The following is a 12,120-nucleotide window of genomic DNA, read 5'->3' on the forward strand; positions in this document are numbered from 1 at the left end:
GCTAGTACGTCCGGAGGAGCTTGCGGACCAGCACAACCAACACGGTCCCGGCGGCCGCAAGGGCAGCCAGAGGTTTCCACCGCGCACCCAGGCCTCCGGTGGATTCGGAGAGACCGGCCAGCCGGCTCGCGGCGAGGTCTTTGCCCCGGGCGGCCAGAACCTGGCCCTCACGCATCTTGACCTGCGCAGCAGCCAAGAGGAACCGGGCCTGGGTTTTGACATCGAGTTCATCGCCGAGGTCGTCGCGGACTTCGGTGAGGTGGTGGCGGCGCTGGCTCAGGCGGCGGGCGAGTTCCGGCTCGGAGGCCTGCGGGAATTCCTTGTTATGCTCCGCGGCCTTGGCCTCCTTTTCAGCCTTGGCCTTCGCAGCGGCTTCCGCCTTCGCTGCCTTGGCAGCTTTTGCCTCGGGAGTCCGGGGATCCAGGACCGCAGGGTTGAAGGCAGATCCCTCCTTGGCAACGCCAATATCGTGCTTGATGCCGCGGATGGTCTCCTCGGGCAGCAGCGGCATGGCCTTCTTGAACCTGCTGATGCCGATCAGGCCGCCGATGAGTGCAATCAGCAGGAACGCCGCGGAAACCAGCACCGCTGCCAGCCAGGCGGGCATGATGGTGGCCAGTCCCATGATGGCGGCAACGATCAGTGCCACCACGAGGAAGAGGACAAAGACCAGGGCCACAGCGAGGAAAGCGGAAGCAACTCCAACCTGGACACCTTTGCGCTTCAGCTCGATCTTTGCGAAGGCAATCTCGTCGTTGAGCTGGCGGGGCGCCAACCGGAAAAGGAGTTTAAGCGTCCCGGGCAGCGCGGCGATGCGCACTCCCTGGCTGGTCCGCCCGCTGTGACGTCCGCTCATCGGTCCCGCCTTACTGTTTCATGGTGGATTCGGCTTCCATGTGCTGCGGGAGAGTGCAGCTGCACCGTCCCCGCCCCCAAAAGTATCATTCAGTTCAATGGCGGACTCCGGGGCTTGCCGGACGGCGCGGCCTACAACGCTGCAAAAATCTGTTATCCCGGGCCTAGGATTGATCATCGTGACCATTCCCAGCAATCCGGGCGATCTGTTGAGCCGCCGCCGCAAACTCCTGTACATCCTCCTGCTCGGCGCCCTGACTGCCCTGGGTCCGTTCACGATCGACCTTTACCTTCCGGCCTTTCCCGCCCTCGAGGAGAGCCTGGGCGTCACCGAAGCCCAGGTCCAGCTGACACTGGCCGGGACCACGGTGGGTTTCGCCTTCGGCCAGCTGGTGGTGGGCCCGTTCAGCGACAAGGTGGGCCGGCGGATGCCGCTGATCCTGGCGACGGCACTGCACATTGCGGCGTCGCTTGGCGCCGCGCTGTCCACCGACATCACCACCCTGGGCATCTTCCGAGTTTTGATGGGTGTGGGGGCGGCCGGCGGAGGCGTGGTGGCCATGGCCATGGTGCGGGACCTCTTCTCCGGTTACGCCATGGTGAAGATGTTTTCTCGTATGTCCCTGGTCAACGGGCTGGCACCGATCCTGGCTCCGGTGATCGGTTCACAGCTGCTCCTGGTAATGGCGTGGCCGGGGATCTTTGTGTTCCTTGCCTCATACGGCACCCTGGTCATTGTCGCCGCCCTGTTCCTGGTGCGGGAGACGCTGCCGCCGGAAAAGCGCCGGCAGAGCGGCATGACGGTCCGCCAGCGCTACGGCATCCTGTTCAGGGACAGGATCTTTGTTGGCCTGCTGATGGTGGCCGGCCTGAACTTCGGCGGGCTGTTCACTTACCTTTCGGCCTCGCCCTTCCTGTTCCAGGATGTGTTTGGCTTCTCGGCTCAGGAGTACGGGCTGCTTTTCGGCATCAATTCACTGGGCATCGTGGCCGGCATCCAGACCAGCTCCCGCCTCATCCGGCGGGTGCCGCCGCAGTGGATCCTTGCCGGAGCCACCGCCTGGACCTTCTTGATGGCACTGCTGATCGTAGTGTTCGACCAGCTCGGACTGGGACTGTGGGGCGTTATGGTTCCCCTGTGGTTCTACATCATGGGCACGGGCTTTATGTTCCCCTGCGTCCAGGTCCTCGCCCTGGCCGGCCATGCGGGCCAGGCCGGCACCGCCGCCTCGCTGCTGGGTGCCGCGACCTTCCTGACCGCCGGCCTCATCTCCCCGGTGGTCGGCTGGCTGGGCATCACCAGCGCCACCCCGATGGGCGCCGTCCAGGCCGCCTGTATCCTGCTGGCCATCGCGGCTTTGTGGCTCGTGGTCCGGCCCCGGACCGTCCCATCCATCCACTGACTGCCGATGCCCTCCTGATGCCAAAGAAACCTGCCAGGCGCAAGCCGCACCGGAACCGCCGGGGACTCTTCCTCGGGGCGGTGCTGGGCGCCGTCGTGGGCTATTTCGCGGGGCGCGCCCTGGGCAATCCCGCCATGGGCATTGTCCTGGGCATGCTGGTTGGCTCCGCGTTGCTGTACCGGGTCAATCCGGGCCCCTGGAACCGTCCCTAGGCCTTCTTTCGGGTCTGGGTGCCGGTGCCGCGCCGTCTGCCGCTGATTGCCCCTCCCGAGATAAAATGTTGTTTGTGCCAGGCTGGCAGGATCAACCGCAGCTCCCGGCCACGTGGCAACGGTGCGATACCGGGATCCTGCCACTGTGGTGGGAGCGGTTGTGTGCCCAGAGCGGCGAGCAGTCGGCGGCCCTCTATGCGGCCGGGCTGTTCACCGAAGACCGCCGCCGGCCGATCGCCCAGTGGTACAACCCGGCCTTCAATGCAGCGCTCCTGGTGGCCCCCGAAACCTCTCCGGAGTGGCCCGTGCAGCGGTTCGGCATCTTCTATGCGCCGCCCGAAACAGGATTCGTGCGTGTCCATTCCGCACCGCACGAATGGAACCCGCGCCAGCCGCGTAAGTCACCCACCGAAAAGGAGGCGTTCCTGGCCGCGATCGCGGAGGCAGAGCGCTTCCTCCAGGTGGAGATGGACTTTGTCTAAAAGAAAAATCCCCGTTCCTTCCAAGGGAAGGAACGGGGATTTTTGGTTTGCTCCTCCTGCTGGACTTGAACCAGCAACCCTTCGATTAACAGTCGAATGCTCTGCCAATTGAGCTAAGGAGGAATGAAGCAGGTATGACATTAGCAAAGGATCCGCACCAATGTGAAATCGGCGGTTTTGCGGGCCCGCCGTCCGCATCCGGGCATAAAAAATCCCCGCTCCGAAAGTCCCGGAGCGGGGATTGCGCGCTCCTCCTGCTGGACTTGAACCAGCAACCCTTCGATTAACAGTCGAATGCTCTGCCAATTGAGCTAAGGAGGAATGAAGCGGGTATTAGCCTAGCAAACACCCGCAGTGGAAACGAAATCGAGGCCGTCCCGGACGTGTGTGGGTGCCTGCCTATGCGTCAGCACGCAGCGCGCGGCGTTCCATTTCGAGCATCATCAGCTCCCGGTTGAGCCGCTGGTAGGTTTCAGGGTCCGCCGACGGATCCAGCCGCTGCAGCTGCCCCATCTTGTCCGCCTTGACCCTGGTGATCTGCAGCTCGAACAGCCGTGACAGGATGTCCCGGCAGTACTTCTGCACCGCCTCTTCGGTATTTGCCGGCAGCGGCACCACCGCCAACTCGGAGACCAGGGGCCGCAGCGGTTCCGGAACTTCGTCCATTACGTGCTCCACCCACCGCACCGGGTCAACGGTGAGGCCCGGGCCGGTGGCACGCATGGCGTCGTGGACAGCTTGGAAGGCCGGGGTAGCGAAACGGGCGGCGGCGAAGCGGTCCCACACTCCGCCGGCCAGCAGCGCGGGTTCCTGCAGGGCCACTTCCAGCGCCTGCCGTTCCATGGAGGCCACGGGGTCCCGCGGGTCCGGCCGGTGGAAGGAGGGCACAGCGCCCGAGGCCGGTCCGGCAGCTACGCCAGGTCCGCCCGGTGGGGCCGGGCGGGAGGAAGCCCCGGGACCGACAGCGGCAGGGCCGCCCTGGTCGCCGCGCTTCACCGCGGCGGTGACCAGGCGCAGCACCTCATTGGGGTCCGGCATGCCCAGCCACCCGGTCAAGGCCTGGCAGTAGCCGGTGCGGGTGGACGCGTCACGGATGGCGGCAACCACGGGGACGGAGGCTTTCAGGCCCTGCACGCGGCCTTCCACGGTGTCCAGGTTGAACTGCTTGAGCGTAGTGCGGATAGCGAACTCGAACAGCGGCCGGCGGGACTGCACCAAGGCATGGACTGCCTCGTCGCCTTTGCTTTGGCGCAGGTCGCAGGGATCCGCCCCGGTGGGCTCCACAGCCACGTACGTCTGGGCGGTAAACCTCTGGTCCTCTTCAAAAGCGCGCAGCGCCGCTTTCTGGCCGGCGGCGTCGCCGTCGAAGGTAAAGATGACCTCTCCCCCGGTGCCGTCGTCAGAGAGGAGCCTGCGGGCGATCTTGATGTGCTCGGTGCCGAACGCCGTTCCGCAGGTTGCCACCGCCGTCGGAATTCCCGCCAGGTGGCACGCCATAACGTCCGTGTAGCCCTCCACCACCACCAGCTGCCGGTCCTTGGCGATGTTCCGTTTAGCGAGGTCTATCCCGTAGAGCACCTGGGATTTCTTGTAGAGCGTGGTCTCGGGGGTGTTGAGGTATTTGGGACCTTGGTCGTCCTCGTAAAGCTTTCTGGCGCCGAAGCCGATGGTGTCCCCCGCGATGTCCCGGATGGGCCAGATCAGGCGGCCGCGGAAACGGTCGTAGATGCCCCGGTTTCCCTCGGAGAACATCCCGGTGAGCTTGAGCTCGCCATCGGTGAAACCCCGGTTGCGGAGGTGCTTGAGCAGCGCGTCCCAGCCCTGCGGCGCATAGCCTACGCCGAACTGCTCGGCGGCGGCACGATCGAATCCGCGGCCGTGCAGGAACGTCCTCGCCTCCGCGGCCCCGGGCGTCAGCAGTTGAGACTGGAAGAACTCGTCGGCGATTTTGTGGGCGTCCAGCAGACGCTGCCGGCGGCCCACTTCCTCGCGGTTGGGGCCGGTGCCGCCGTCCTCATAACGCAGCTCGTAGCCGATCCTGGCGGCGAGCTTCTCCACGGCTTCCTGGAAGGAGCTGTGGTCCTGCTTCTGCACAAACGCGATAACGTCGCCATCCTCGCCGCAGCCGAAGCAGTGGTAGCGGCCTACCTGCGGGCGGACGGTGAAGGAAGGCGAGCGTTCGTCGTGGAAGGGGCACAGCCCCTTGAAGGTACCCAGGCCGGCGCCCTTGAGCGTGACGTAGCCGTCAACCACTTCCTTGATGTCCGTGCGCTGGCGTACTTCGTCGATATCTTCACGTTTGATCAGCCCAGCCACAGAGCAATCCTAGCCCCGGGGTACGACGACGACTGGAACCCTGTGGCGACCCTCACCACAGCGACGGCAGGCTCCCTACCAGGCGTTCGTACATTGCCAGTGCCGATCCGTCGGTGAGTGAGGCCACCTGGTCGATGACCACGCGAAGGCGCGCTCCGTCGTCGGGCGCGTCCCGCCAGTCCGCGGCGAACATCGGCTCGAGGTGGCGGTCCCCGGTGGCGCTCAGGGCCGTCACCAGGGCGTGGAGCACCTCGCGCTGGCGCTCGTAGATGGGCTGGCGGTGCTCGGTGGTCATCACGAAGGTGGTGGCCAGGCCCTTCATCACGGCGATCTCCATGACCGTCTCGTCCGGCACCATGAGCTGGGCGTTGTACCGGGTCAGGTTCTCCGGACCGTACACGGCGCGGGTGGTCTCCAGGGCGCTCTGGCAGAACCGGCCGATCAGCTGGCTGGTCATGTTTTTCAGGGCGGCCATGGACTTGCGGCTGCCGTCCGCTTCCCGCACCCACACATCAGTAGCCTCAAGCCGGGCCAGGGCGGCGTCGATCGCGGCGGGATCGTTGTGCGGCAGGTACCACTGCTTGGCGTAGCCCACCACCCGGGCGCGGTGGTCCGGGTTGTCCATCCAGCGGAGCTGGAAGTGGCCGGCGACGATGGCGTCCTCAACGTCGTGCACGGAATAGGAGATGTCATCGGCCAGGTCCATCACCTGGGCTTCCAGGCAGGACCGGCGCTCGGGGGCGCCTTCCCGGATCCAGTTGAAGATGGGGAGGTCATCCTCATAGGCGCCGAACTTGCTGGTTCGCTGGCCGTGGATCACAGGTGCTTCCAGCGCGGACCACGGATACTTCGACGCGGCGTCCAGGCTTGCCCTGGTCAGGTTGAGTCCGGCGGGCTGGCCGTCAGGGGCCAGGACCTTGGGTTCGAGCCGGGTCAGGAGGCGCAGTGTCTGGGCGTTGCCTTCGAAACCGCCGATGGCATGCGCCACCTCGTTCAGCGCCGATTCCCCGTTGTGCCCGAACGGCGGGTGACCGAGGTCGTGGCTGAGGCAGGCGGTGTCCACAACATCGGGGTCGCAGCCCAGGGCCCGGCCCAGCTCGCGGCCCACCTGGGCCACCTCGAGGCTGTGCGTGAGCCGTGTCCGGACGAAGTCGTCAGTGTCCGGTGCCACCACCTGCGTCTTGGCACCGAGCCTGCGCAGCGCGGAGGAATGCAGCACCCGGGCGCGGTCCCGCTCAAAGTCCGAGCGGTAAACATTCTTGGGCGGTTCCTCCACCCAGCGGGCGGAGTCGTGGGTGTCGTAGCCGGGCAGGACGGGCGCGGCGGTCCGGGTCTCAGCCACCGGAAACGTCCAGTTCAGCGGCTGAGATGTCGGCGGACTGCGCCGCGTTCAGCGCGCGGGACTCCAGCCAGTCCTTGGGCAGCGCCGGCCTCTTGGGTGAGCCGGCGCGGCCGCGCGGACCTTCTGCGTCAACGCCCGGGTACGGGGAGTCGAGGTCCAGTTCTGCGAGGGTGTCCCGCAGGACCTCAAGGCTGGTCACCAGGGCCAGGCGGGTGCGCAGTTCCCCGCCCACCACATAGCCCTTGAAGTACCAGGCGATGTGCTTGCGGATCTCACGCAGCGCCTTGCCCTCGTCACCGAAGGTCTCCACCATCAGTTCCGCGTGCCGGTAGACGCCCTCGGCCACCTGGCGCAGGTTGGGCCGGAAGCGGGTGTCGCTGCCTTCGAAGGCGGCCTGGAGGTCGCCGAACAGCCAGGGCCTGCCCTGGCAGCCGCGGCCCACCACCACGCCGTCAACCCCCGTTTCGCGGACCATGCGAACCGCGTCCTCGGCGGACCAGATGTCGCCGTTGCCCAGCACCGGAATGTCGGGCAGGGCTTCGCGCAGGCGGGCGATGGCCGACCAGTCGGCCTGGCCCGAGTAGAACTGGGCGGCGGTCCTGCCGTGGAAGGGCGACGGCGGCCACACCGGAATCGCGGGCGATGCGGCCGGCGTCGAGGTACGTGAGGTGGTCGTCGTCGATGCCCTTGCGCATCTTGATGGTCAGCGGGACGTTGCCTTTGGACGCTTCCTTGACGGCAGTCTGCACGATGGAGGTGAAGAGGTCGATCTTCCAGGGCAGGGCGGAGCCGCCGCCGCGGCGGGTCACCTTGGGGACGGGGCAACCGAAGTTGAGGTCGATGTGGTCCGCGCGGTCTTCCTCGACGAGCATCCGCACGGCAGCGCCCACGGTGCCGGGGTCCACACCGTAGAGCTGGACGGAGCGGACCTTTTCGTCGTCGTCGTGCGAGATGATGCGCAGGGATTCGGGGGTGCGCTCCACGAGGGCGCGAGAGGTGACCATCTCCGCCACGTACATTCCGCCGCCGTATTCGCGGCACAACCGGCGGAACGCCGAGTTGGTGATGCCGGCCATCGGCGCCAGGATCACCGGGGTGTGCACGGTGATGGGGCCCAGCTTCAGGGGCGGGAGTTCCAGCTTGGGGGCGGGAGGAGTTGCTGTAACAGTCACCTGTCCATTGTTGCAAAGCCGGGCAAATCGTGGATTGTCGGTGGTACTTCGGGCCCTCTGTCAGTCCCGCTCGGCGGCCCTGCGGCCCCGGCGGGTCTGGAAGGCTGCGGCTGCGAGCGTACCGGTGTCGGTGACATCGTCAGGGTTGACGGCGGGCTGCGCTGTCGCGGGCGTGGCTGTGAGTTCGGCACCTAACGGCCGGTCGCCGTCGTTCGCCGTACGTGTGCCGGACACCGCCACACCGGGCGAGCCCGTAGCCTTCACCACCAGCACCGCGATCAGAGTGGTGACCGGGATGGCCAGGACCAGTCCGATGGAACCCACCAGGGTGCGGATGACCTCTTCGGACAGTTCGGCGCTGGTGAGCGTGTCTGCGAGCGGACGGTCGTAGAGCATCACAATGATGAGGATCGGCAGGGCGGCGCCGGCATAGGCGAACGCAATGGTGTACACGGTGGAAGCGATGTGGTCGCGGCCGATCCTCATGGCTGAGGTGAACAGCTTCCGGGCGCTGCTCTGCGGCGCAAGTTCGTACAGTTCCCAGACGGCCGAGGACTGTGTGATGGTCACGTCGTTAAGGACACCCAGTCCGGAGATGATGAGCCCGCACAGGATCACCCCCGAGATGGAGATATTGGCCGAAGTGTTCATCAGGGTGGTGGCGTCATGGTTGCCCACTCCCGCGAGGTTGGCAGCACCGGTGGCCCACGCGGCCAGCAGAGCCGTGATTGCCAGGCCGAAGATGGTGCCCAGGAGTGCCGTGGAGGTGCGCGCGGAGAACCCGTGGGCGAAGTACAGGACCCCGATCATAATCACCGTGGATCCCACCAGTGCCAGCAGCAGCGGCGGCTTACCTTCCACCAGGCCCGGCAGCATAAAGCTGGCCAGCACAAAGTAGGCGCCGACCAGTCCGATCAGGGCACGCAGGCCGCGCCACCGCGCGACGGCGATCACCACCGCCGCGTACAGCAGCGCGAGCAGGACGATCGGGAGGGTCCGGACGAAGTCCACGAAGATATAGGCGGGCGAACCCTGCGAGGCGGAGGCACCCTGCGCGTTGGACAAGTTCAGGTAGCGGATCTGGTCGCCGGGCTTGACGCCGTGAGACTTGGCGACGTCCGGGTTGATGACCACCTTCACCGGACTTCCGCCTTTGTCCGGTTCGGTGAAGGCAAACGTGCAGTCGGACCCTTGTCCTTGTTGGGCTTGTCCCTGCTGGGCCTGTCCTTGCTGAGCCTGGCCCTGGTTCTGTTGGCTGACGCCCTGCATGCAGTTCTCGACCGCCACGCTCTGGATGGTTCCCGTGTCGAAGGTGACGCCCGGGGCCGCCGAATAAGGGTTGGCCAGGGAAACGCCTTCTTTGCTTCCCGAGGGCCACAGCATCGCCATGCCGGCAAGGGTCAGCAGGGTCAGTGGGATCAGCACTGCGGCCAGGATCCGGTTTGCCCGCCGCCTGGCGGCAATCGCCTCTGGTGTCGGCTCCGAATGGTCTGTAGAAGCGTGGGAGTGTCCGGACCCCATCAGCAGTAGAACCTCATACGTTGAACTCTACGTCCGGCACCATAGGGTTGATAAATGGATCGGCAGAACTGGGAGGAACCGGGCATGGCCAACCGCAGGAATGAGGAAAATGGCAGCCTGAACGCGGCTGGAGCCGCCGCGGGAATGCTGCACCAGCCCGTGCTCAGCGTGCTGCCGTCGTCGGGTCCCACCCGGGGCATTGCCCTGGTGCTGCACGGCGGAAAGTCCCGCAGCCGCGAGCCGGTGGAGGCCCGGCACCTGAGTCCAGCCCGGATGGTCCCCTTTGCCAGGCACCTCCACCGGGCGGGCCGGAAGCATGGGCTTTCCGTGTGGTCCTTGCGCAACAGCGTGCGGGGCTGGAACGGGGAGGACATGACGCCCCTGCAGGACGCCCGCTGGGCCCTTAAGCAGATAAGCACGCAGCATCCGGACGTCCCGGTGTTCCTGGTGGGCCATTCGATGGGCGGGCTGACGGCGGTCTGCGCCGCGGACCACCCCCAGGTTGCAGCCGTGGTGGCCCTGGCCCCGTGGCTCAGCCCCGGAACGCCGGTCTCCGCAGTAGCGGCCAAGAAGGTGCTGATTGTCCACGGGACGTTCGATCGGTGGACCAGCCCGTCGGCGTCGCTCGCGTTTGCCCGGCGGGCGGCGGCCGGTGCCGCCTCGATGCAGTACGTGGCGCTGAAGGGTGCCGGGCACTTTATGCTCCGCAAGATCAGGCTGTGGCACACGCTCTCCACCGGGTTTGTGCTGAAGGCCTTCAACGAAGCGGCGGGGACGGGTGTGGCCCTGCCGCGGGGATTCAACCAGCTGCTGCCGGAATCGTCCGTGCAGGTGACCCTCTAAGCACCAAATCCTGCCTGCACTGGCGTCACGAACGAAAGGAACGCTATGCCCTGGCGCCCCCGGCCGAGTGACCGTTTCTACCGGCTGATTGTCCGCCTGGGCCTGTTCCTCCGGTGGGGTTTCCAGATCAGGATTCTTGCCAGCGGCGTGGAGCAACTGCCGGCACCCGGGCCGCGGCAAGGGATCGCCCCGGCCGTGACGCCCGGCAGCGGTGCGGTCTTTGCCATCACGCACTTCGGCTACCTGGATTTCGCCCCGGTGGAACTCATCCTGTGGAAGCATGCGCATGCCCAGCTGCGTTTCTTGATCCATCAGGGCGCGGCCGACCACTGGCTCGCCGGCCCGGCCATCAGTGCCACCAGCAGCGTGGTGGTGGGATACGCGGAACGCGCCGGCGCCCTTGACGAGGCCGTGGCCAAGCTGCGGAGCGGCGAACACCTGGCAGTCTTCCCGGAGGCCGGCGTGAGCCGGAGCTTCAAGGTCCGGGAATGCAAAACCGGCGCTGTCAGAATGGCTGCGGAAGCCGGTGTCCCTGTTATTCCGGTCTCCGTGTGGGGCGCCCACCGCCTGCTGACGAGGGGTCATGGGTCGTCACTGCAGTCAGCCTGGCGTGCGCCGGTCCGTGTCCATGTGGGTGAGCCGTTGCAGGTGGGACCTGACGTTGACGCCGAAGCGGCCACGGCTGAACTGCGCGCCCGGCTGCAGGCGGGGATCGATGCGTGCATCGCGGACTTTCCCCTGCCTGTCCCGCCGGGCGCATGGTGGATGCCCGCCGACCTGGGCGGCGGGGCCCCGACCGAAGCCGAGCGGCAATTGCTGGACGCTGAGGACGTGCTGACGCGCCGCCGTCGTACTTCCCGCAGAAAGTAGCCCAAGTAAGTAGCGCCAAGTGTCGTTTTGGGCGGTCAAACGACACTTGGCGCTACTCAGTTGCGGCCGCGCTGCTTAGTCCGAGACCACCCAGGTCTCCGGGCCGGCGAGGCGGGCTTTGCCGCTTTCCAGCAGGGGCTCGACGGCGGCACGCAAGGCAGTCATGGAGTCGTCCAGTTCCAGCATCACCGGGTGCTGGTACGCGATCAGGGACAGCATGTCGCGGACGGCCTCGGCGGCGTCTTCCCGGGCCAGCGCCGGCTCGTGTCCAACGAACACGTCCGTGGGCGCTTCCTGCCCGGCAGCTTCCTGCCCGGGGGCGGCGTCAGGATCGGACGGCGCGGCGTAGCTGACGGCAAAGGCCCGGATCCGGCCCTTCTTACTGGGCGCAACCCCGGCGCCGAAGGCAGACTCCGGCTGTGCGCGCAGCACGATGGCGCCGTGGGCTCCAGTGAGGTCGTCCAGGAACAGTTTCTGCACCTGGCCCACGGACAGAACTCCCGGGGAATCCCAGTCGTGGATGGCGGTGTAGTAGCGGCCCACAACGTCCGTCAGTTCCACGGAGCCGGTGGCCAGGTCCATCACCACGTCAGAACCGGCGTTTTCGTCGTTGGCCGGTCCGCCGTCGTCCTTGGCCGGGAACACTGGAAGCCGCAGGGCGCCCGGTTCCACCACCACCAGCCGGGAACGCTGGATCGGGGACAGCCCGAAATGTTCGGCGAAGGCGGCGCCGGGGGTACCCGGCTCCACCTTGGCGCGGAGCTTCGTAACGCCCGACGGCGACTGTTCGGCTTCGCGGCGCAGCATGGTCAGGAGCGTGGCACCGATGCCGGAGCGGCGGTGGTCCCGCGCCACTTCGATGTAGGTCCAGAGCCGTTCCGGATGCAGCGACGCTTCGTACACCACGCCCGCCGCAACCGGGATGCCGACGCCGTCGATGACGTCCTCGGCCACTATGCAGCGCCGCCAGGGCGTGCTGCTCCCGTCGGAGGAAACCGCCAGGGCACCGCGGAACTGCCGGGCCTGGGAGGTTTCCGGGCCGCCCCAGATTTCCAGGAGGGCGAGGTCGTCCCCCTCGTGCCATTCGCGGTATTCGATGGCCAT

Annotated in this window: 10 protein-coding genes, 2 tRNA genes and 1 pseudogene; 5 read left to right on the forward strand and 8 right to left on the reverse strand. The window is 66.6% G+C overall.

Annotated elements, in window-relative coordinates:
* Position 1: 1 nt before the first annotated feature.
* Positions 2-856 carry a phage holin family protein gene (locus tag QF038_RS13605; RefSeq protein WP_307610611.1) on the reverse strand — a complete coding sequence of 285 codons (855 nt, stop codon included), beginning with the start codon at positions 854-856 and terminating at the stop codon, positions 2-4.
* A 172-nt stretch (positions 857-1,028) separates the two neighbouring features.
* Between QF038_RS13605 and QF038_RS13610 the strand changes: the two genes are divergently transcribed.
* The 3 genes from QF038_RS13610 to QF038_RS13620 all read left to right on the forward strand — a co-directional run bounded on the left by QF038_RS13610 (position 1,029) and on the right by QF038_RS13620 (position 2,952).
* Positions 1,029-2,258, forward strand: a complete 1,230-nt coding sequence (locus QF038_RS13610) for a multidrug effflux MFS transporter (protein WP_307613480.1) — start codon at positions 1,029-1,031, stop codon at positions 2,256-2,258.
* 17 nt (positions 2,259-2,275) lie between these two features.
* Complete coding sequence (locus QF038_RS13615; protein ID WP_091418240.1) at positions 2,276-2,470, forward strand: hypothetical protein; 195 nt, start codon at positions 2,276-2,278, stop codon at positions 2,468-2,470.
* 74 nt (positions 2,471-2,544) lie between these two features.
* Entirely contained in the window at positions 2,545-2,952 is a 408-nt protein-coding gene (locus tag QF038_RS13620; RefSeq protein WP_307610612.1) for a hypothetical protein, read from the forward strand.
* A 50-nt stretch (positions 2,953-3,002) separates the two neighbouring features.
* Here QF038_RS13620 and QF038_RS13625 read toward each other — a convergent pair.
* The 6 genes and pseudogenes from QF038_RS13625 to QF038_RS13650 form a co-directional block, all read right to left on the reverse strand.
* Positions 3,003-3,075: transfer RNA gene (locus QF038_RS13625), tRNA-Asn, on the reverse strand.
* 125 nt (positions 3,076-3,200) lie between these two features.
* A tRNA-Asn gene (locus tag QF038_RS13630) sits at positions 3,201-3,273 on the reverse strand.
* 78 nt (positions 3,274-3,351) lie between these two features.
* Positions 3,352-5,268: a DNA primase gene (dnaG, locus tag QF038_RS13635; RefSeq protein ID WP_307610613.1), complete on the reverse strand. Its 1,917-nt coding sequence runs from the start codon at positions 5,266-5,268 to the stop codon at positions 3,352-3,354.
* A gap of 52 nt (positions 5,269-5,320) precedes the next feature.
* Positions 5,321-6,610 carry a deoxyguanosinetriphosphate triphosphohydrolase gene (locus QF038_RS13640; RefSeq protein ID WP_307610614.1) on the reverse strand — a complete coding sequence of 430 codons (1,290 nt, stop codon included), beginning with the start codon at positions 6,608-6,610 and terminating at the stop codon, positions 5,321-5,323.
* A pseudogene (gene dusB, locus QF038_RS13645) lies at positions 6,603-7,782 on the reverse strand (tRNA dihydrouridine synthase DusB). The gene QF038_RS13640 and the pseudogene dusB overlap by 8 nt, the downstream one beginning before the upstream one ends.
* Before the next feature lie 60 nt (positions 7,783-7,842).
* Entirely contained in the window at positions 7,843-9,303 is a 1,461-nt protein-coding gene (locus QF038_RS13650; RefSeq protein ID WP_307610615.1) for a YibE/F family protein, read from the reverse strand.
* A gap of 84 nt (positions 9,304-9,387) precedes the next feature.
* On the opposite strand from QF038_RS13650, the gene QF038_RS13655 reads away from it, so the two are divergent.
* Entirely contained in the window at positions 9,388-10,146 is a 759-nt protein-coding gene (locus tag QF038_RS13655; RefSeq protein ID WP_307613481.1) for an alpha/beta hydrolase, read from the forward strand.
* A 45-nt stretch (positions 10,147-10,191) separates the two neighbouring features.
* On the forward strand, positions 10,192-11,016 hold the full coding sequence (locus tag QF038_RS13660) for a 1-acyl-sn-glycerol-3-phosphate acyltransferase (protein ID WP_307610616.1): 825 nt from the start codon (positions 10,192-10,194) through the stop codon (positions 11,014-11,016).
* Positions 11,017-11,091: 75 nt separating this feature from the next.
* On the opposite strand, the gene QF038_RS13665 is transcribed toward QF038_RS13660, so the two are convergent.
* On the reverse strand, positions 11,092-12,120 hold the full coding sequence (locus QF038_RS13665; RefSeq protein ID WP_307610617.1) for a GNAT family N-acetyltransferase: 1,029 nt from the start codon (positions 12,118-12,120) through the stop codon (positions 11,092-11,094).

It is taken from the genome of Pseudarthrobacter sp. W1I19, assembly GCF_030817835.1.
Classification (GTDB): Bacteria; Actinomycetota; Actinomycetes; order Actinomycetales; family Micrococcaceae; genus Arthrobacter.